The sequence below is a fragment of the Facklamia sp. P12945 genome, assembly GCF_050409485.1.
In the GTDB taxonomy this organism is placed as follows: domain Bacteria; phylum Bacillota; class Bacilli; order Lactobacillales; family Aerococcaceae; genus Facklamia.
On the sequence record NZ_JBNUPJ010000011.1, the window covers coordinates 16,562 to 36,832 of the forward strand.

The 20,271-nt window shown below is 37.4% G+C and carries 18 protein-coding genes, 1 tRNA gene and 1 pseudogene; 16 read left to right on the forward strand and 4 right to left on the reverse strand.

All coding sequences use genetic code 11. The features are described from left to right. Positions 1 to 6: 6 nt before the first annotated feature. From ACQV2X_RS04815 to efp, 12 genes are all read left to right on the forward strand, one after another. A complete protein-coding gene (locus tag ACQV2X_RS04815) occupies positions 7 to 432 on the forward strand; it encodes an Asp23/Gls24 family envelope stress response protein (protein ID WP_428874281.1) in 426 nt (141 codons plus the stop codon). 1 nt (position 433) lies between these two features. After that, positions 434 to 874, forward strand: coding sequence for a transcription antitermination factor NusB (gene nusB / locus ACQV2X_RS04820; protein ID WP_428874282.1), 441 nt, complete (start codon positions 434 to 436; stop codon positions 872 to 874). Positions 875 to 1,025: 151 nt separating this feature from the next. Beyond that, entirely contained in the window at positions 1,026 to 2,789 is a 1,764-nt protein-coding gene (locus tag ACQV2X_RS04825; RefSeq protein ID WP_428875301.1) for a DUF1002 domain-containing protein, read from the forward strand. Positions 2,790 to 2,915: 126 nt separating this feature from the next. Continuing rightward, the gene (gene xseA, locus ACQV2X_RS04830; RefSeq protein ID WP_428874284.1) at positions 2,916 to 4,283 is read left to right on the forward strand and encodes an exodeoxyribonuclease VII large subunit; all 1,368 of its coding nucleotides are present in this window, start codon (positions 2,916 to 2,918) and stop codon (positions 4,281 to 4,283) included. A gap of 3 nt (positions 4,284 to 4,286) precedes the next feature. After that, entirely contained in the window at positions 4,287 to 4,532 is a 246-nt protein-coding gene (locus ACQV2X_RS04835) for an exodeoxyribonuclease VII small subunit (RefSeq protein WP_428874285.1), read from the forward strand. After that, positions 4,529 to 5,410 (forward strand): polyprenyl synthetase family protein, encoded by an 882-nt coding sequence (locus ACQV2X_RS04840; protein WP_428874286.1) that lies wholly within the window; start codon positions 4,529 to 4,531, stop codon positions 5,408 to 5,410. The genes ACQV2X_RS04835 and ACQV2X_RS04840 overlap by 4 nt, the downstream gene beginning before the upstream one ends. Before the next feature lie 10 nt (positions 5,411 to 5,420). Continuing rightward, the gene (locus ACQV2X_RS04845) at positions 5,421 to 6,236 is read left to right on the forward strand and encodes a TlyA family RNA methyltransferase (RefSeq protein ID WP_428882402.1); all 816 of its coding nucleotides are present in this window, start codon (positions 5,421 to 5,423) and stop codon (positions 6,234 to 6,236) included. A gap of 20 nt (positions 6,237 to 6,256) precedes the next feature. Further along, positions 6,257 to 7,981 (forward strand): DNA repair protein RecN, encoded by a 1,725-nt coding sequence (gene recN, locus ACQV2X_RS04850; protein WP_428875299.1) that lies wholly within the window; start codon positions 6,257 to 6,259, stop codon positions 7,979 to 7,981. 11 nt (positions 7,982 to 7,992) lie between these two features. Further along, positions 7,993 to 8,949, forward strand: a complete 957-nt coding sequence (gene miaA, locus ACQV2X_RS04855; RefSeq protein ID WP_428876143.1) for a tRNA (adenosine(37)-N6)-dimethylallyltransferase MiaA — start codon at positions 7,993 to 7,995, stop codon at positions 8,947 to 8,949. Further along, the gene (gene hflX / locus ACQV2X_RS04860; protein WP_428894282.1) at positions 8,942 to 10,171 is read left to right on the forward strand and encodes a GTPase HflX; all 1,230 of its coding nucleotides are present in this window, start codon (positions 8,942 to 8,944) and stop codon (positions 10,169 to 10,171) included. Before miaA ends, hflX begins: the two co-directional genes overlap by 8 nt. Before the next feature lie 24 nt (positions 10,172 to 10,195). Then, a complete protein-coding gene (gene def, locus ACQV2X_RS04865; protein ID WP_428875296.1) occupies positions 10,196 to 10,762 on the forward strand; it encodes a peptide deformylase in 567 nt (188 codons plus the stop codon). A gap of 94 nt (positions 10,763 to 10,856) precedes the next feature. Further along, a complete protein-coding gene (gene efp / locus ACQV2X_RS04870) occupies positions 10,857 to 11,420 on the forward strand; it encodes an elongation factor P (RefSeq protein ID WP_428874295.1) in 564 nt (187 codons plus the stop codon). Positions 11,421 to 11,517: 97 nt separating this feature from the next. Here the strand turns inward: efp and ACQV2X_RS04875 are convergent. The 3 genes and pseudogenes from ACQV2X_RS04875 to ACQV2X_RS04885 all read right to left on the reverse strand — a co-directional run. Continuing rightward, positions 11,518 to 11,652 (reverse strand): annotated as a pseudogene (locus tag ACQV2X_RS04875) (rhodanese-like domain-containing protein); the annotation flags it as partial. Between the two features lie 18 nt (positions 11,653 to 11,670). After that, positions 11,671 to 12,225 carry a hypothetical protein gene (locus ACQV2X_RS04880; RefSeq protein ID WP_428891871.1) on the reverse strand — a complete coding sequence of 185 codons (555 nt, stop codon included), beginning with the start codon at positions 12,223 to 12,225 and terminating at the stop codon, positions 11,671 to 11,673. Positions 12,226 to 12,381: 156 nt separating this feature from the next. Next, a tRNA-Arg gene (locus ACQV2X_RS04885) sits at positions 12,382 to 12,455 on the reverse strand. Positions 12,456 to 12,747: 292 nt separating this feature from the next. Between ACQV2X_RS04885 and pdhA the strand changes: the two genes are divergently transcribed. From pdhA to lpdA, 4 genes are all read left to right on the forward strand, one after another. Further along, entirely contained in the window at positions 12,748 to 13,857 is a 1,110-nt protein-coding gene (gene pdhA / locus ACQV2X_RS04890; protein WP_428875356.1) for a pyruvate dehydrogenase (acetyl-transferring) E1 component subunit alpha, read from the forward strand. A 2-nt stretch (positions 13,858 to 13,859) separates the two neighbouring features. Beyond that, positions 13,860 to 14,837 carry an alpha-ketoacid dehydrogenase subunit beta gene (locus ACQV2X_RS04895; protein ID WP_428874299.1) on the forward strand — a complete coding sequence of 326 codons (978 nt, stop codon included), beginning with the start codon at positions 13,860 to 13,862 and terminating at the stop codon, positions 14,835 to 14,837. Positions 14,838 to 14,909: 72 nt separating this feature from the next. Beyond that, positions 14,910 to 16,628: a dihydrolipoyllysine-residue acetyltransferase gene (locus tag ACQV2X_RS04900; RefSeq protein ID WP_428894283.1), complete on the forward strand. Its 1,719-nt coding sequence runs from the start codon at positions 14,910 to 14,912 to the stop codon at positions 16,626 to 16,628. A gap of 7 nt (positions 16,629 to 16,635) precedes the next feature. Further along, on the forward strand, positions 16,636 to 18,042 hold the full coding sequence (lpdA, locus tag ACQV2X_RS04905; RefSeq protein WP_428874301.1) for a dihydrolipoyl dehydrogenase: 1,407 nt from the start codon (positions 16,636 to 16,638) through the stop codon (positions 18,040 to 18,042). A 154-nt stretch (positions 18,043 to 18,196) separates the two neighbouring features. Here the strand turns inward: lpdA and ACQV2X_RS04910 are convergent, their stop codons facing one another. Then, positions 18,197 to 19,606 (reverse strand): MATE family efflux transporter, encoded by a 1,410-nt coding sequence (locus ACQV2X_RS04910; RefSeq protein WP_428875359.1) that lies wholly within the window; start codon positions 19,604 to 19,606, stop codon positions 18,197 to 18,199. Positions 19,607 to 20,271: the final 665 nt, after the last annotated feature.

Below are 20,271 nucleotides of genomic sequence, written 5' to 3' on the forward strand. Positions count from 1 at the left end.
TAAAGGATGTTAAATAAACAAACTGTCGCATTTGAATCTCTCAGCGAACAATACTTAGGCGAAATTAATATTACGATGGGTGTCTTGGAAGACATTGCAGCCAAAGCTGCTTCAGAAATTGATGGTGTACTTAGTTCATCACAAAAAAAAGAAGCAGGAAAATTTTTGCGTATTCAAGGATCAGGTGTTAATGCTAAAATGCGTCAAATTGAAGACCGTATTTCGATTGATATTAATGTAAGCATTGCTTACGGCAAAACAGTTCCAGTTATAGCCGCTGCTATTCAAGAACGTGTTAAAGAACAAATTCTATACATGACAGATCTTATCGTCAGTGAAGTGAATGTTCATGTCCAATCGATTGATACAGAACCAAAAATGAATTCAGAGTTAAAAACTATTGGGAATAGCGAAAAAGAAATCGGAGAATAGGATGAAAAAATTATCACGTCATCAGCTAAGAGAAAAAGCAGTCCAGAGTTTATATCAATTAGTAATTGCTAGTGACCAGTTTCAAAGTGAGGATGCTGTAGAATTCGCTTTAGAAGCCGGTAATGATCCTGAGAAGGGATACTCAGGTGAGATAGATTCTTATCTAATAACCTTAGTTAGAGGAGTAAGAGACAATCAGTTGGCGTTAGATGATATGATTAAACAATATCTCAGCCAATCTTGGACTCTTGATAGAATAGCAAGTATTGATCTAACCATTTTACGCTTAGCTTTTTTTGAAGTGCTCTTCATTGACGAAGAGAAAGTTCCAGCCAAAGTAGCGGTTGACGAAGCGATTGAATTATCTAAGACTTTTTCAGATGATCGATCACGACAATTTATCTCAGGTGTTCTCGCTAAACTTTTAGCTAACCAAATCTAAATGGCGCCAGAAGAAGAATGTGAAGAAATTATTCTTTTTCTGGCTTTTTTCTTATAAGAATTTATTAAAGAAATGGGTATAACTTGTATAAGTATTTTAGGATGGATATAATCAAAGTGTCATCATATTAATTTAAAAGGAGCATAAAATTATGAAAAAACAAAAAGTTTTACTACTTGCTTTAGCTGCTTTAACAACTTTTCCAGCCAGTATGCCTTTGATTAGCCAATCAGCTATGGCAGTTGAACAAGCTGAGCAAACTTTGCAAGTAGAAAAATTAGCTTTAGGAGCGACTTTAAATTCACAACAAGCCCAACAAACCATTCAATTATTAGGCGCTAATCAGGTAACTCCTGAGAATACAATTTATGTTGACGGTGTGATGATTGATCGCTATTTAAACATTGGATCAGATGCTTCAACAGATGTATACTCGTCCGTATATATTAAGCCTCAAGCACCTGGTACAGGAATTAAAGTTCAAATTGTAACGCCTGAAAATATCACTGCTGTTTCAGCGACAACCTATCAAAATGCAGCTATTACTGCAGGGGCTCAAAATGCTTTATTAAAAATTGGTAGTTTTTTACCTGTAACGGGTGAGGGGGCACTTACTGGCTTATACGCTCTATTAGAGTCACAAGGTGTAGAAGTTAAGCAGCATGACATGCAAACGGCACAAAAAGAAATTTCTGTCGTAAATAATGTTAAGACTGAAACAGGGTTAACCGATGCACAAGTAAACGTAATTATTGCTGAAATTAAGAAAGAAGTTGCTGCTCAAGTTCAAAATAATGGTCAAGTAAACTCGACTGAAATTGTAAACACAGTTGTAAATAATGTTATTAATAACACTAATATTGAAGGCGATGGCAATGTTGTCGATAATTCAGTTGCTACCGATGTAGAGATTTCTAATCAAACGAAGCAAGAATTAGAGCAATATGCCAATGATTTTGCCCAGACCGATGCTGCTGCTAATGAAGACACTGTTCAACAACTAGATGCATCAATCGAAGACAAAAAATGGGACAATATTCTTGCTCAACTAGAGCCTAAAATGACTATTGATGAAATTAAAGCAGTAGAAACACCTGATTTTTCTGATACTGAAAAGTATCACGAAATTTTACCTGCTTTATACAATCGTTTCAAGCAAGCAGTCGATCAGGGGATCCGTGTAGATGATATCTATGCCCATACCTTTATCATTGAAGCCATCCAACCAGAGCTTACAGTTGAAACGAAAGCAGAGTTAGATAATTTTAGAGAATTGCTTTATCAATATACAGCTTCTTTTGAAGGAGATTTAAAAGCAGCGGCTGAAAATGAAGGCTTTGAATTCCAACCAATCAAAGATCTGTGGATGGCTAAATTACAAGAAGCTGAAAATCTTGAAAGTTCTGATGCATCCTTAGCTGAGATAATTCAGTTAATAGCTAACGCTACTGGATTTGCTCCACAAGTTTATACCTATACTGACATTGAGCAAGACGATAAAGTAATTAGTCTATCTGTAGCAGAAGATAGCTCTACTAAGATCACCACAGTAGCACGTTTTGAATACGATTTAGAAACTGGAGTAATTAGTGAAGTTGACCCAGTATCCATGGAAGCTGTGCCATTAAATCAGGATACCTATGATTTCAATGCTGTTTATGGTGTCAATGTTGAAAATAATTATATTGCTAATAAAATCCCAGTTGATTATAGGATTCCTGGTTACACACCAGTTGAATCCACTGAAGAAGAAACAACTTTAGAAGAAATGGTTGAAGAGCCAGTTGATTCTGTAGAAACTCAAACCCCTGCAGAAGAGCCAACAGAAGAACTTCTTGAGGAAGAAGCACCAAGTGAAGAAAGCGTGGATGAGACAGTTCCAACTGAAGAGACAGAGAGTGTCGATCCAGTGTAAACTGATAGATGGTCTTAAGCTATAAAAAGAACCAGGGTCAATGATTGCCTGGTTCTTTTTGTTTTCTAGTTCTCTGAATTAGATTGTGCTAAAATAGAAAAGAATGATATCAAGAGAGGTGATGGAGTGACCCAAGATCAAAAGAACTATATCACGGTAGGAGCCTTATCAAAATATATCAGTCAAAAATTTGATCGTGACCCGCATATTCAAAGGATTAGAGTCTTGGGAGAGATTTCTAACTATCGTTATCGTCCTAATTCTCATCAATATTTTTCTTTAAAAGAAGGCCAAGTCCAAATTAATGCGATTATGTTCAAGAGTCAATTTCACCGTTTAAAATTCCAATTAGAAGAAGGCATGAAAGTTTTTGTAACGGCTAGAGTAGGAGTTTATGAAGGTGGAGGAAGGTATCAACTTTATGTTGAAAATATTGAGCCTGATGGAATTGGCTCTTTATACCTAGCACTTGAACAATTAAAAGAAAAAATGAAAGCCCAGGGACTTTTTGATCGTCCCAAGAGAAAAATATGTAAATATCCTAAACGACTAGCAGTGATAACTAGCCCATCGGGTTCTGTCATACGTGACATTATTACGACTGTTCAACGTCGTTATCCAATTGTCGAAATTGTTGTCTTTCCTACTAAAGTTCAAGGTAAGGAAGCGGCTAAAGAAATTGTTGCGTCATTTAAGCGGCTAGAAGAAAGCACTATTTCTTTCGATGGTGTTATCTTAGCACGCGGAGGTGGTTCGATTGAGGACTTATGGTGTTTTAACGATGAAGGAGTTGCCCATGCTATTCTTGCATGTCCCTTGCCAGTAATATCTTCGATTGGCCATGAAACCGATACTACGATTGCTGATTTAGTGGCTGATTTAAGAGCTCCAACTCCGACTGCTGCAGCGGAACTATCTGTTCCTGTGCTGCAAGAAGTTTTAATGACGATTAGCCAGCAACAAGTACGATTAATAAATGCTTTTCGAGGGCGCTTAGAATGGTCTCAAGAGCGTCTGGCAAGATCTGCTCGATCATATGTTCTTACTCAGCCAGAAAGACTGTACCAATCCTACGTGCAGAGTGTTATGCATTTAAATGAACGATTGAAAATGCGTCAAGAACAATATTTTTCACGCCAAAAACAAAAAATCAATCAACTAAAACAGGCTGTATATGCTTATAATCCTCAACAACAAATTAGCTACCGTCAAGAAAAATTAGGGACACTTCAACTAAGTTTACAACGCTCCTTCAATGATTATTTAAGAAGAAAATACGATAGGCACATGAAGGCAAGTGCCTTATTAGATGCATATAGTCCGCTGAAAATAATGGCAAGAGGATATTCTTTAGTTGAAAAAGAAGGTCAACAAGTAACTTCAAGTCATCAATTAACTGAAGGAGACCGTTTAAATATCCAATTATATAAGGGGCGTGCGAATGTTTTAGTAGAATCACTCGATAAAAATGAGCCAATAGATAGGGAGGATTAATCGATGACAGAAAATAAAACAGTAGAATCAACCATTAGTTTTGAACAAGCTTTACAAGAGTTAGAAGAAATTGTTCAACAATTAGAAAGAGGGACACTACCACTTCAAGATGCCTTACAAGCCTTTCAAAAAGGAATTTCATTAAGTCAGCATTGCCAAGAAGAATTAACGGAAGCCGAAGCGACAGTTACCAAAATGATGACTGAATCGGGATTACAGCCTTTAGATGAGGAGAATAAAACAGAATGATATTAGGTGGGCCCTTACGTTCCAAATTTGAACAGGCTTTGCAAGAGCAAGTTATCTCTTTAAATTCACCTTTAGAAATGGTGAAGCCAATGGTCTACTCGCTTAATAGCGGTGGAAAGAGATTAAGACCCTTACTTTTACTGACAACTATTGCGATTTTTAACAAAAAGAAAATTGATCAGGCTATGTTAACAGCCATTGCTTTAGAATTTATCCATACTTATTCTTTAATCCATGATGACTTACCAGCCATGGATGATGATAAGCTGCGAAGAGGCCAACCAACCTCTCACGTTAGGTTTGATGAAGCCACAGCAATCTTAGCTGGTGATGCCCTTCAAGCGGATGCTTTCGCAATTTTATCTAAAGATGAAAGCTTGCAAGCCCATCAGAAGGTCGCTCTGATCAGAGAATTGGCTCATGCTGCAGGTTCATCTGGAATGGTTGCTGGACAGCTTTATGACATTAAGGCAGAAAATAAAACGATAGACATTGAGCAGTTACAACAAATTCATTTGATGAAAACTGGCCTTTTATTTATATTTGCTATGAAAGCAGCTACAATTATTTTAGAGGCTGATCAAGCTGAAAGCGATCTAATGATTACTTTTGGACAGCACTACGGTGTTGCGTATCAAATTCATAATGATCTAAAAGATGTCATAGACTTGAATGAAGAAGTGGATAGCTTAACTTACTCAGATATTATCAATCATAAATCAACTTATCCTAGTCTTTTAGGAGTAGGACAAGCTAAAGCGAGTTTGATTGAAGAAATCAAGTTAGCAAGAAAAGCTTTAAACGATTTAGAAAAGCTTAGCCATAAATCTTTCAAACAGTTAGATAACTTTCTATCACCTCTTGAAAAACACCTATAAGGAGTAATGAATGAAAAAAGAACGAGTCGATAAGCTAGTGGTCCAAGCAGGAATTACTCACTCACGTGAACAAGCACGCCGTCTGGTTATGTCAGGAAAAATCTATGATCAAAACGATCAGCGCTATGATAAACCAGGTGAAAAAATACCGATTGATCGCGAGCTCTATCTGAAAGGGAAACCTTTCCCTTATGTATCGCGTGGGGGATTAAAGTTAGAAAGAGCCTTATCTTCTTTCAATATTGATATTACAGACCATCTACTTTTAGATATCGGTGCTTCAACAGGAGGATTTACCGATGTGGCTTTACAAAATGGCGCACGCTTATCTTATGCTTTAGATGTAGGTTACAATCAATTAGCTTATTCCTTAAGACAAGATCCTAGAGTAGTCGTAATGGAACGGCAAAACTTTCGCTATGCTCGCTTCGAAGATTTTACAAAAGGACAGCCAACAATAGCAACAATTGATGTCTCTTTTATTTCTTTAGCTTTAATTTTGCCACCATTACAGCCGATTCTAAAAAAAGATGGTTCTGTTATTGCCTTGATTAAACCACAATTTGAAGCAGGACCTAGTCGGATTGGTAAAAAGGGTGTCATAAAAGACCCAGCAGTTCATCAAGAGGTCCTTGAAGAAGTATTAGCCTTTATTAGTAAAATTGGCTTTGTTATTAAAGAGCTTACCTATTCGCCAATTACAGGAGGCGAAGGGAATATTGAATATTTAGTGCATTTAATCAATGCTAGGCAAGTAGATAATCAAAGCCACTCAACAATTGCCATCGCAAAAATTGTGGAGGAGAGCCATCAAGCTTTTGAATAAACAATGCAAAGAGGTGCCTTATGTTAATCAGTTTAAGAATTGAAAACTTTGCAATTATTGATCAAGTTTCTATTGATTTTGATGAACAGATGACAGTGCTCTCAGGGGAAACTGGAGCGGGAAAGTCGATTATTATTGATGCGATTGGTATCTTATGTGGTGGAAGAGGGTCTACTGAGTTTGTGCGAAAAGGAAGCCCAAATCTCTTTATTGAAGGTCTTTTTAGTTTACAAGGAAATGAAAAGCTCTTAATGCAATTGCAAGCAATTGGAATTGAAATTGAGGATCCAGAAGATGCCCTTTTGATTCAACGCGAGATCCATAAGAGTGGACGAAATGTTATTAAAATTAATCAACGACCAGCTAATGTGACCATGCTAAAACGAATTGGTCGTTATTTGGTAGATATTCATGGTCAAAATGAACATCAAGCTCTGTTAGACTCCTCACGACATCTTGAGTTACTGGATCTTTTTGCTAGTGAGAGCTTACTTCAAGTTAAAGAAAAATATCAGCTAGTTTATAATCACTATCAAGATTTAAGACAGCAATTGTTAACTAAGAAATTTGACGAACAAGATGCACTTCAACGTTTAAATTATTTAGAGTTTCAGTTAGAAGAATTAAAAAATTTAGATTTAGTGGCAGATGAGGATCAGCAACTGCTACAACAAAGCAAGAGACTTCAAAATGCACAGTTAATGAGTCAGTATCTTAATGAAATCAACCAGCTAATGACCGATCAAGAAGCTAGTGTCGATCAGCAAATTGAGCGAGTGCTTTATCTGTTACAGCACTTGGGAAGATTTGATAATCAATATTTGTCATTTGAGGAGCGCTTACAAGGCCTGCAAGTAGATTTAAAAGAATTAAGCCGAGAAATTGCTTTTTCTTTTGATGTGCCAGATTATGATGAACAAGTGATGGATGAAATTCAAAGAAGACTAAGTCAGTTGGAAAAAGTTCAAAAAAAATATGGGCGTAATATTGAAGAGTTAATCGATTACCAGCTTGAACTCGTTAAGGAAATTGATCAAATTAAACATTTTGAAAGTTATCAAAAACAAACACAGGAAGCCTTCCTCAAAACTTATGAAGAAGCCTTTGAATTAGCTCAAAGCATATCCAATCTCCGTAAAGAAGCAGCCAAAGCAATTGTCTCAGAAGTTGAAGGTCAATTAAAAGAACTCTACATGCCGCATACTGAATTTGAGGTCAAGATGCGACAGGTAGAGTCTGATTCTAATTTGCAACCATTCTTTTCCAATTCTTATTTACGTTTGAATGAAGCGGGTATGGACCAAGTTGAATTCTACTCAAGGACTAATTTGGGAGAAGAAAGTCAACCACTGGCTAAAATAGCATCTGGTGGTGAACTTTCACGATTTATGTTGGCCTTGAAGACAATTTTCGCAAGAAATCAAGCAGTTGAGACCTTAATATTTGATGAAATTGATACAGGGGTTTCTGGTAGAGTCGCTAGTGCTATAGCGAGTAAACTGGCTAAAATCGCTCAAAATAAACAAGTCTTATGCATCACCCATTTAGCACAAGTAGCTGCCGCAGCCAATCAACAGCTAATTATTAAAAAAGAAATTAATCAAGAGCGCACGGTTACACAAGTGGATTATTTATCAGAAGAAGAGCGAGTAGCCATGATTGCTGGCATGATGTCTGGTGAAGTACAATCTGAATCCAGTCTACAAGTAGCTCAAGACCTGCTCACATCCTATCAAAAGAATTAGGGGGTTTTTGTTTGAATAAACTACCGATAGTAGTGATTACAGGACCAACAGGAGTTGGGAAAACCACTCTTTCAATCCGTTTGGCTAAACGTTTCAAAGGGCAGATTATTAATGCGGATTCAATGCAAGTATATCGTGGATTGGATATTGGAACAGGAAAAATTAAATCGGAAGAAATGTCAGGAGTACCTCACCATCTCTTAGACATCTACGACCCGCAAGATAATTATGATGCCAGTCAGTTTCAGGCCGATGCCAATCGTGCAATCGAACAAATTTCGGCGGAAGGAGACTTGCCCATATTAGTGGGGGGGACAGGTCTTTATTTAGAGGGTTTACTTTATGACCTTTCATTTGGTGGTCAGGAATCAATGGATTCTCACTACCGTAAACATTTAGAAGAAAGATTGCAAAACGAAGGCGAAGGTATTCTATGGCAAGAATTGAATGCTATCGACCCTTTAGCTGCAAAGAAAATCCCAATACAAAATGGCCGTCGGATTGTACGAGCTTTAGAAGTTATTAAGCAAACAGGCAAACTTTTTTCAAGTCAGACCGATATAAGTAACCGTCAATCACGGTTTAATGAATTATTGATTATTTTAAATCGTCCGCGCGAGGAATTGTATAGTCGAATTAACCGCAGAGTTGAATTAATGGTCGAAGAAGGATTGGAAAATGAAGTCCATCAGCTGTATCAGCTTAACAAAAATCTAGAGCTTTCAAGTATGAAAGGTATTGGCTATAAAGAGTGGTGGCCTTATTTTGAGCAAAATCAATCACTTAAAGAAACGATTACGACTATCCAGCAAAATAGCCGGCGCTATGCAAAAAGACAATTAACTTGGTATCGTAACCGCATGAAAAATCAGCATTGGATTGATTTAAGCAATCCAGATTATGAAGATGAAGCAAATGAATTAATCGCAAATTTCCTAGAAGAAATTGAAAGGGAGAAAAATGATTGAAACAAGAAAAGGGCCTGAACGAGTCCTAATAGTGGGTATCCGAACGGATACTTATCAAGAAGATCGTTTTATGGAATTAATCTCAGAGATGGAATCCTTGACCCAAACAGCAAAGGGTGTGGTCATTAAAACAATGATACAAAACTTACCCAGACTCAATCATCATTCTGCCGTTGGGTCTGGCAAGTTAGAAGAAATCCGGCTCTATGTAGAAAGTGACGCTATTGATCTAGTTATCTTTTTTAATGCACTCTCACCAAGTATGAACAAAGTAATTGAGGCTGAATTAGGTGTGAAAGTCATTGACCGTGTTCAATTAATCCTCGATATCTTTGCCATGCGAGCTAAGAGTCGCGAAGGAAAGCTACAAGTTGGCTTAGCGCAATATCAATATTTATTACCAAGAATTGGTGGCCAAGGTAAGTCACTGTCTCGTTTGGGAGGAGGGATTGGTACCAGAGGTCCAGGTGAAACGCAATTAGAGACCGATCGCCGTCATATCCGCTCTCGCATTACCCAAATAAAAAAAGATTTGCAGGAAGTGGTGCAGCATCGTAAACGAACACGCGAAAATCGCCACAGTGGTCGTGAGTTTAACATTGGCTTAGTAGGCTATACTAATGCTGGCAAATCGACTATTTTGAGTCAATTAACGGAAAGTGAAACTTTCATACAAGATCAATTATTTGCCACTCTAGATCCTCTCACTAGACAATTTGCCATTCATGGTCACCCAATGTTTACTTTGACAGATACCGTCGGTTTTATTGAAGAACTACCTACTCAATTAATCGAATCCTTCAAGTCAACATTGGAAGAAATCCGTTATATGGATGTCTTACTACATGTGGTTGATGCTTCCAATCCTGCCCATCTCATGCATGAAGAAACAGTCAACCGTATTTTGAAAGATATTGAAGCAGACCATATTCCGGTTTTAACGGTTTATAATAAAAAAGATGCAATGGAAGAGTCATTTGTTGCTGTTCAAAAACCAAATATAACGATTTCCGCTTTAGAAGCGACGGACATTGAAAAATTAAAAGAAGCGATTTGGGCTCTTTGTATTCAGTCAGCTGAGGCATACTCTGTAAAAATATTACCCGAAGAAGCAGACCTCTTATCGCATTACCAACAAAATACGCTAGTCGAGAGTTTAGACTTCGATGAAGAAAATCAATTCTATCGAGTGACAGGATACCGTCGTAAACAAAATGACTAGCAGAGACTATAAAGGAGGATGAAAATGTTAACGATGAAAGATATTATTAAAGAAGGTCACCCAACCTTGCGTTTAAAAGCAAAAAAGGTAACTTTCCCAATGGAACCTTCGTTAAAACAAAAAGCCATGGAAATGTTAGAGTTTCTAAAGAATAGCCAAGATAAGGAAAAAGCAGAAAAATATGGGTTAAGACCGGGGGTAGGTTTAGCAGCCCCACAGATAAATATAAGCAAACAGATATTTGCTATGCATATTTATCAATTTGATGATGAAGGCAACATTTCTGGTGAAGAAATGAGTCAAATTTTCGTTAACCCAGTGATTACGAGACACTCTGTTCAGGAAGTCGCTTTAAGTGAAGGTGAAGGGTGCTTATCAGTGGATCGTGAAGTAGAAGGTTATGTGCCTCGTCCACAAAGAATAACACTCAAGTATCAAGATCTGGAAGGGAATGAACATAGTTTAAAATTAAGGAATTATCAAGCTGTGGTAGCTCAGCATGAAATTGATCATTTGCATGGTATCATGTTTTATGATCATATTAATGAGCAAGCGCCTTGGTATGCTAACAAGGATTTAATAATAATTTAGTTTAAGTATTAGCTAATCTAGAGAATAGATTGTTTGAATTTAATATTCTATGATATAATACTTAAGTAATTTGAAGAAGTTAGGAGAAGATAAGATGATTTCAGCAACAGATTTAAAAGCCGGTATGACTTTTGTGGACGAGGGAAACTTGATTAAAGTTTTAGAAGCTAGTCACCATAAACCGGGTAAAGGAAATACTGTTATGCGTATGAAGCTTCGTAATGTTCGCTCAGGTGCAACCTATGATACTACTTTTCGACCTGATCAAAAGTTTGAACGCGCATATTTAGACACTAAAGAAGTTCAATATCTTTACAAAATGGACGGTATGGCTGTGTTTATGGATTTAGAAACATACGAGCAATATGAACTGCCAGCTGATACCATTGAAAATGAGCTATTCTATTTATTAGATAATATGAACTGTAAAATTCAATTCTTCGGTCATGAAGTAATCGGAGTTGAATTACCAGGAACGGTTGTCTTGACTGTTTCGGAAACTCAACCTTCGATTAAGGGAGCAACCGTTACTGGCTCAGGCAAGCCAGCTACAATGGAAACAGGTTTAGTTGTAAACGTCCCTGATTTTATTGAAGCAGGTGAAGCATTAGAAATTGGAACAGCTGACGGATCTTATAAGGGAAGAGCTAACAAATAAGTTTAAAAGACGCAGCTTAATGAATTTTTTATATCATGATTGTTCGAAGATAAAAGCCCCTTGCTGATTAAAGATTCAGCAAGGGGCTTTTAATCAGTTAATCAAGTTCAGTAAAGGTTGCCCAATTATAATAAGAACCTTCATAGTTCTTAACATTTTCAAAACCTAACATTTCCATAATTAATTGCATATAGGCCGAACGAATATTGCTTGGACAATAAGTGACGATGGCATCCTCTTTATTAAATCCTTATTCTATGAAAAGAGCTTCGAATTCTTCATTTGATTTTAATAAAACCTCCTCATTATAAAGGTCTGTATTCTGTATATGGAATATTAATTGCGCCAGGCAAATGACCACCTTTTTTTCAAGTGAGTCAAGGATTTTATAATTGGCAATTGTCTCAGTTAATTCGTGTGTATCAATAACAGCTGTACGATCGATATCTTTGACAGTTGCTTCCACTGGTTCTAAGGTTATTTGATCTTTAACCAATTGAATATCAGATTTAGCAATTGCTCCTGAAACATGGCCTTTTTTTGCTTCTTTTTGACCGCGGGTGTCAATAATTATAGTATCTGAATTGCCAAATCTGGAAGCCAAATAATTGACATCAACGATATAAACTCCATTGAAACGATTGAAATCAGCTTTATCTCCATTTAACTCACGCTCAGCTGTTTCAGCACTTGAGTTCTCCGTGTCACTTGCAAATGCAATAAAACTGTTATACGAGCTAAGACCTAGTGATAATAAAAATACTAAAAGTATATTTATGATTTTTTTATAATATCCTTCCTTCATGTATTTTAGTACTATTGAGTAATAAATGGTAATAAACATCTGTGAAATAATTATATAAGTAGAAGCAACCTATCAGAATATTAAATAATCAAAATAAAAACCACCTCAACGAACTCTATTAATAGAGAACAATTGAGGTGGTTTAATGTTATAAAATATGCCAGGCAGGATTCGAACCTGCGACCTACGGTTTAGAAGACCGTTGCTCTATCCAGCTGAGCTACTGGCACATAACAGCTACATTATTATAGTTTTTTTTTTTTTGATTGTCAAGCTGTTTCATAAAAAATCACTAAATATAACAGATTATCACTGAAAATTATAACAGATAAAACAGAGTTCTTTGTGCATTTTTTATCAAAGTTTATTATAAAAACCTATGATTTAATTGTGATTGTATGCATAACTCATCTTTTTTCTTGCAATTGGGCAGCTAAGGTGTTATCGTTGAAAATGAGCAATTATTGCTACAGTTTTAATTTAACTGTTATTAAGGACAAAAAATGAAAGGAATGTGAAAGAATGGCACGAGCTAAAGCAAAAGTGACAATGGATGAATTATTGATGCCAGATAATTTTGATTTTTCAATGGTTCAAGTGATGGATGAAGCGGGGAAGATTGTTAATCCAGATCTTTTAGGTGATGTTACTGAGGAAGACATGGTTAAATTTATGGAAGAAATGGTTTGGGCTCGCGAATTATTTGAGCGTTCAACAGCGCTTAACCGTCAAGGACGTTTAGGTTTCTATGCTCCAACTTCTGGTCAAGAAGCTTCTCAATTAGGTACTGTATTGGCTACTGAAAAAGAAGATGTACTGTTACCTGGTTACCGTGATGTTCCTCAATTAATTAAGCATGGACTTCCTTTACATAAGGCTTTTCTATGGTCAAAAGGACATGTAGCTGGATCAACTTTTGATGAAGACCTAAAGGCGTATCCACCACAAATTATTATTGGTGCACAGTATGTTCAAGCAGCGGGAGTTGCCTTAGGAATTAAAAAGAATAAACGACAAGCGATTGCGATGACATGGACGGGTGATGGTGGTTCTTCACAAGGAGACTTTTATGAAGGAATTAACTTTGCTGGTGCATATCAATCACCAGCTGTCTTTGTTGTTCAAAATAATGGCTGGGCGATTTCAACGCCCCGTTCTGTCCAAACAGCCGCACCGACTTTAGCTCAAAAAGCTGTAGCAGCCGGCATTCCTGGTATTCAAGTGGATGGGATGGATATTTTAGCTGTTTATGCAGTTACAAAGGCTGCTAGGGAATATGCGATTGCAGGTAATGGACCGGTACTAATCGAGACTGTTTGTTATCGTTTTGGTCCTCATACCCTTTCTGGAGATGATCCAAAACGTTACCAAGCAGAAGGCTCTCAAGCAGAATGGCGCGCTAAAGATCCTTTAATTCGTATGCGTAACTACCTAACTGCTAAAGGACTTTGGTCAGAAGAACAAGAAGAAGAAGTTATTCAAAGGACAAAAGAAGAAGTTAGAGATGCCATTAAATTAGCTGACCAAGAACCAAAACAAAAAATCTCAGATTTTTTAAAAAATATGTATGAGACACCAGATTTTGTAACACAAGAACAAATTAGTAAATTTGAAGCAAAGGAGAATAAATAATTATGGCTAAATTAACAATGATTGAGGCTATTACAGAAGCCTTAGCCAATGAATTGCGCACAAACGACCGCACACTTGTTTTTGGAGAAGATGTGGGTAAAAATGGTGGGGTTTTCCGAGCTACTCAAGGCTTACAAGAAGAATTTGGCGAAGAACGTGTAATGGATACACCGTTAGCTGAATCTGGTATAAGTGGCATGGCTATCGGGCTAGCTCTTGAAGGATTCCGTCCAATTCCTGAGATTCAATTTAATGGATTTGTTTTTGAAACAATGGACTCTGTTGTAGCTCAAGCCGCGCGTACCCGTTACCGTATGGGAGCTTCCCGTAACCTACCAATTACATTCCGTTCTCCTTTTGGTGGAGGAGTTCACACACCTGAGCTTCATGCAGACTCATTAGAAGGTCTCTTAGCTCAATCACCAGGCCTTAAAGTGGTAATTCCTTCTAATCCATATGATGCTAAAGGCTTATTAATTTCAGCGATCCGAGATAACGATCCAGTGTACTTTTTGGAACACATGAAATTGTACCGTTCTTTCCGTGAGGAAGTTCCAGAAGGAGAATACACTGTTCCTTTAGGCAAGGCAAAAGTTGTTAAAGAAGGTACAGACTTAACTTTAATTGCATATGGTGCTATGGTACAAGAATCGGTCAAAGCAGCAGAAAAATTAGCTAAAGAAGGCGTTGATGTTGAGGTACTTGACTTAAGAACAGTTCAACCATTAGATATTGAAACAATTATTGCTTCGGTAGAAAAAACAGGAAAAGTAATTGTAGTTCAAGAAGCGCAACGTCAAGCGGGTGTTGGAAGCAAAGTGATTGCTGAGATTTCTGAACGTGCAGTTCTTTCTCTGAAAGCACCAATTGGATTCGTAGCTGCTCCTGATACCATCTTCCCATTTGGAATGGCTGAAAGAGACTGGTTACCAAATGCAGAAGATATTGTGGCCAAGGCTAAGGAATTAGAAGATTTTTAGACGATAAATGATTTCAAGCAGATGTTCCATCTGCTTGCTTTCGAGTCAAGTTAAGAAAAGGAGAAAAATTATATGGCATTCCAATTTAAATTACCAGCTTTGGGCGAAGGGATTATGGAAGGTGAAATCGTCTCTTGGGCGGTTAAAGAAGGAGACACAATTAAAGAAGATGACACTTTAGTCGAGGTCCAAAATGATAAATCCGTTGAAGAATTACCTTCTCCAGTTTCTGGAACTATAAAAAAAATTCATGTAGCAACCGGTCAAATTGCTCAGCTCGGTCAAATAATTGTTGAAATTGATGCGCCAGGATTTGAAAACGAAGCTAACCCTGAGAGAGAAGAAACGCCGGCGAGTCCAGCCAAAGAAGCATCTGATTCAAAAGTAGATCAAACAGCAAAAGTTAATTCGAACACAGCATTTTTCCAATTTAAATTACCTGCTTTGGGCGAAGGGATTATGGAAGGAGAAATTGTTTCTTGGTCCGTAAAGGAAGGTGAAACAATTAAAGAAGACGAAACCTTAGTAGAAGTTCAAAATGATAAATCAATTGAAGAATTACCTTCTCCAGTTTCTGGCATCGTTAAGAAAATTCATGTACAGACTGGTCAAATTGCGCAATTAGGGCAAGTTTTAGTTGAAATTGACTCGCCAGAACACAATGGTCAAACCGACAATTCAACTAGTAGGGAAGAACAAGGAGAAGCGCTAGCAAACTCTTATGATGATGCAGCCTCGCCAGTTGAGAAAAACCCAGTAATTGAAACGACGGTAACTAAAGAGTCACCACATGTTCAAGGGTTATCGGATGAAGAGGTAGAGAACCGTCGCGTATTAGCAATGCCATCCGTTCGTAAACTTGCACGTGATAGGGCAATTGATATCACACGAGTAGCAGGAACCGGCAAGAACGGTCGCATCACAGCCGAAGATATTAATAACTTCGCCGCATCGGCCAAAATGGAGTTACCAGTTAATAAGTCTGAGCAAAAAGTGGCTACTTCTAGCACAAATGAAGAAATTGCGGCTAAAACGGAAGCTCAACAGTCAAAATCTGAAGCCAAGCCATTTGTATCCAATCAAACTGAGCGTGAAGAACGTGTGCCTTTATCAGGCACTAGAAATGCCATCGCTAAGGCAATGGTCAATTCTAAGCATACGGCTCCCCATGTTACTTTATTCGATGAAGTTGAAGTGTCTAAACTATGGGAACACCGTAAGAAATATAAGGTCATTGCTGCTGATAAAGAGGTCAAATTGACTTTTCTTCCATATGTTGTGAAGGCTTTAATCGCAGCTGCTAAGCAATATCCAGTGATAAATTCATCAATTGATGATGTTTCTAATGAAATTGTTTACAAAAACTATTATAATGTAGGTATTGCGACAGATACAGAACGGGGACTATACGTTCCAAACATTAAAGAAGCTAATACTAAGAATATGTTCCAAATTGCTAATGAAATTGTTGAGCTTTCTGAAAAGGCTCATGATGGTTCATTATTGATGTCTGAAATGTCAGGTGGAACAATGACTATTTCAAATATTGGTTCAGCCGGCGGAAAGTGGTTCAGCCCGATTATCAATCATCCTGAAGTAGTCATCTTAGGATTCGGTTCGATTGTGCAACAGCCAGTTGTCAATGAAGCGGGTGAATTAGCTGTGGGACGTGTATGTAAGTTGTCATTAAGCTTTGACCACCGTATTGTTGATGGAGCAACTGCACAGCGTGCACTGAATGAAGTGAAACGTTTTCTTGCAGACCCAGAACTATTATTAATGGAAGGATAGTGATCAAATGGTAGTTGGAGATTTCGCAATGGAATTGGATACCGTCGTAATTGGAGCAGGTCCTGGAGGCTATGTAGCAGCTATTCGTGCTGCACAGCTTGGACAAAAAGTAGCAATTATTGAAAGAGAATACTTAGGAGGCGTTTGTTTAAACGTGGGTTGTATTCCTTCAAAAGCCTTGATTCAAGCAGGACACGTGTATCATCAAGCAAAACATGGTGAAACATTTGGAGTTTCTACTTCAAATGTGGAAATTGATTGGGAAAAAACCCAAAATTGGAAGCAAAATGAAGTTGTAGCGAAAATGACTTCTGGTGTGGAAATGCTTCTTAAGAAAAATAAGGTGGAGATTATTGAAGGAGAAGCTTTTTTCTCTGATAAAGATACTCTTCGTGTTGTCAACGGTGAAGAAGCGCAAACCTATACTTTCAAAAATGCAATTGTTGCAACAGGATCTCGCCCTATTGAAATTCCAGGTTTTGAATTCAAAGGCCGTGTGATTGACTCAACAGGTGGATTAAACTTGCCTGAAATTCCTAAAGATCTAGTGGTTATCGGTGGTGGAATTATCGGTACAGAGCTAGGAGGCGTTTATGCAAACCTAGGAACAAATGTGACTATCTTAGAAGGATCTAAACAATTTATTCCTTCATTTGAAAAAGATATGACACGTCTTGTTGAAAGAGATCTAAAAGCTTTAGGAGCCGAAATTGTCACAAACGCAATGGCTAAGAAGGCTGAGGAAAAGGGAGACCGTGTGGTTGTAACTTATGAGCGCAAAGGTAAAGAAATTCAAGTTGAAGCGGACTATGTAATGGTTACTGTAGGACGCCGTCCAAACACTGACAACTGTGGTTTGGAACAAGCAGGTGTTGAATTAGATGAACGTGGATTGGTTAAAGTAGATAATCAAGGACGTACTTCTAATCCAAACATTTTTGCCATTGGCGATATCGTTCCTGGAGCCATGTTAGCCCATAAAGCTTCATTCGAAGCGAAAGTTGCTGCATCAGCAATTTCTGGTGGAAAAGACATTGTTGATTATAAAGCCATGCCGTCTGTATGTTATTCTGACACTGAATTAGCTTCAGCAGGACACACTAAGGACTCTGCTAAAGAAGCGGGGATTGATGTAACTGTAACTAAATTCCCATTCGGTGGTAATGGCCGTGCAGTAGCTTTAGATCACTATAATGGTTTTGTTCGTTTGGTTACAAGAAAAGAGGACGATGTCATTATCGGAGCTCAAGTGGCTGGGCCAAGTGCCTCAGATGTATTAGCAGAAATCACCCTCGCAATTGAAGCCGGTATGAATGCTGAAGATATTGCCTTAACTGTTCATGCGCACCCAACGTTAAGTGAAGCAACGATGGATGCAGCTGAAGCAGCACTCGGCATGCCAATTCACATGTAATAACTCTATAACCCCTGATAGAACAACTTCTATCAGGGGTTTTTTATTCGTTTTCTAAAAGGGACAGTATTTAATAATCAACTAGGGGAAAAATTTAAGCCCCATGCAAAATCATGCAGGGGGCTTAAATTTTAAGGTTAGACGATTTGCATCCTTAAAGAGGTGGCAGTGTTCCCAGATCCTTTTTTGGCATTGATTGGAATTGATGATAAATGACATAGCTAGCTAAGATAAAAGCCATTACGTCCGCGATAGGGGCTGCCAAAGGGACTTGTTCGACACCGAACTGGTGGCCAAAAAACAAAATGAGGGGAAGCAAGAAAAAAATCTGTTTACTAAGGGCCAATAATGCACTCTTAAAGCCATAACCAATGGCTGATAGGAGATTTGCCATTCCAATGTGCATGCCTATAATAACCGTCATGAATAAAAAGCTACGTAAGTAATGCATGGCATAAGTAAAGTATAACTCCTCACCATTACCAAAGATACGGATTAAAGGACGGGTAAGGGTTTGGAAGATAACAAACATTATTAATGAGAAAGCGGCTAAAACTTTCATCTCTAATTTGAAAGTGTCTCTAACGCGCTGATAGTTTCTAGCACCGTAATTGACACCCAAAATAGGTTGAGCTCCTTGAACGATTCCGATGACAACACCTATGAACAAGGTGTTAATTTTAATGGTAATACCAGCAGCAGCGATTGGGATATCCGCTCCGTAAATAGAGTTGGCTCCGGCAAATTTAAGAGTATTATTGAGGACAATTTGAACGACGGTATTTGACAACTGAAAGACAAAAGAGTTGATACCCAGTTTAAATATTTGCCAAAGTTCGTTCAGCTGGATAGTTATTTCACGAAAATGAATGGATACTAGTTTGAATTTTGGAATATAAGCAAGAATAAAAAGTCCTGAGACTATTTGCCCGATAATTGTGGCCAAAGCAGCACCACGCATTCCCCAATTAAATCCGAAAATAAACAGAGGGTTCAATGCTGTATTGATTGCTGCCCCTACGAGAACACTTATCATGGAGTATTTTGCACTACCATCTGCTCTAACGAGATTTGCTCCACCAATATTCAACATAAAAAAAGGAATGCCGATAGCAATAATTTGTACATATTGAACGGACAGAGGATAAACTTTTTCAGTAGCTCCGAAAAATTTCATTAGTGGACCTGCTTGCCAAAAGACTACAAGAGCGAGAAGAATTCCCGATAAAAGTAAAAATCCAAAGGCTGTTGCGAGTGTATTGCGAGCCGTAGTGAAATCTTTTCGACCAATAGTTAAATTAAAGTTAGCAGCGGCGCCAATTCCTGTGAGTAATCCGATGGCTAAACAGACCGTCGTTATCGGAAAAGCGATATTGGTTGCTGCATTTCCTAAATAGCCAACTCCTTGTCCAATAAAGATTTGATCTACGATATTGTAAAGAGAGTTGGCCAGGTTGGCAATAATACTGGGAATTGCAAATTGTTTAAGTAATTTGGACACGGGTTCAGTTTCAAGAGGGTTGTGTATGTTAGGAATTTCAAGCGAGGGATTAGTTTCTGTCACAAATTTCTTCCTTTCTTAGCAAATTTATTTTTATTATGATAATCGACTTCCCATTATAACATAAAAAAATTCTAAAGGTAAAACGATCCAATTAAAAAAGAAAATTTGTGAAATCTAGTTAATTTTTAATAAAATTTTATGGAATAGGATTATGCAATACGCGGATGTGACATAAGTTTTCGAGAGTGGAAAACATAAAATGATGATTATTCTTTATAAGAAACAGACATTCATTTTTTAACAAGTACCACTATACATGACCTAGTGGTACTTTTTTATCTTGGAAGTTTATAGTCGATATTCCTTTATGAACAATCTTCTTAGTTTCTGATCATCTTTTAGCACTAGCGATTAAATGAAGAATAATTGAAGCGGGAAGCTGGGATTACATCTCTTTTATAAACTCAGTGTTTTCTAGCTGAAGAGCGGGTATAAGATATAGAATTAATTTGCAATTAATTGATTGTTGTAAGCTATTAATAAAAAGGCTATTAAAAATAAAACATAATTAATTGAAAAAATATAAATTCAATATTAGAATATATTTGAACTTTTTAATTTCGTATAATTGTTGAGATTATGTACAATTTAGAAATGAAATTCATAGTCAATGACCGTTCATTAAAGCATTAAACATTCTAAATAATTTTAATTTATATAAAGGA

Excerpts from the sequence above, each read along its gene's own strand:
- ACQV2X_RS04815 (WP_428874281.1), top strand. The coding sequence starts at position 7 with ATGTTAAATAAACAAACTGTCGCATTTGAATCTCTCAGCGAACAATAC.
- nusB (WP_428874282.1), top strand. The coding sequence starts at position 434 with ATGAAAAAATTATCACGTCATCAGCTAAGAGAAAAAGCAGTCCAGAGT.
- ACQV2X_RS04825 (WP_428875301.1), top strand. The coding sequence starts at position 1,026 with ATGAAAAAACAAAAAGTTTTACTACTTGCTTTAGCTGCTTTAACAACT.
- ACQV2X_RS04835 (WP_428874285.1), top strand. The coding sequence starts at position 4,287 with ATGACAGAAAATAAAACAGTAGAATCAACCATTAGTTTTGAACAAGCT.
- ACQV2X_RS04840 (WP_428874286.1), top strand. The coding sequence starts at position 4,529 with ATGATATTAGGTGGGCCCTTACGTTCCAAATTTGAACAGGCTTTGCAA.
- ACQV2X_RS04845 (WP_428882402.1), top strand. The coding sequence starts at position 5,421 with ATGAAAAAAGAACGAGTCGATAAGCTAGTGGTCCAAGCAGGAATTACT.
- recN (WP_428875299.1), top strand. The coding sequence starts at position 6,257 with ATGTTAATCAGTTTAAGAATTGAAAACTTTGCAATTATTGATCAAGTT.
- hflX (WP_428894282.1), top strand. The coding sequence starts at position 8,942 with ATGATTGAAACAAGAAAAGGGCCTGAACGAGTCCTAATAGTGGGTATC.
- def (WP_428875296.1), top strand. The coding sequence starts at position 10,196 with ATGTTAACGATGAAAGATATTATTAAAGAAGGTCACCCAACCTTGCGT.
- efp (WP_428874295.1), top strand. The coding sequence starts at position 10,857 with ATGATTTCAGCAACAGATTTAAAAGCCGGTATGACTTTTGTGGACGAG.
- ACQV2X_RS04880 (WP_428891871.1), bottom strand. The coding sequence starts at position 12,225 with ATGAAGGAAGGATATTATAAAAAAATCATAAATATACTTTTAGTATTT.
- pdhA (WP_428875356.1), top strand. The coding sequence starts at position 12,748 with ATGGCACGAGCTAAAGCAAAAGTGACAATGGATGAATTATTGATGCCA.
- ACQV2X_RS04895 (WP_428874299.1), top strand. The coding sequence starts at position 13,860 with ATGGCTAAATTAACAATGATTGAGGCTATTACAGAAGCCTTAGCCAAT.
- ACQV2X_RS04900 (WP_428894283.1), top strand. The coding sequence starts at position 14,910 with ATGGCATTCCAATTTAAATTACCAGCTTTGGGCGAAGGGATTATGGAA.
- lpdA (WP_428874301.1), top strand. The coding sequence starts at position 16,636 with ATGGTAGTTGGAGATTTCGCAATGGAATTGGATACCGTCGTAATTGGA.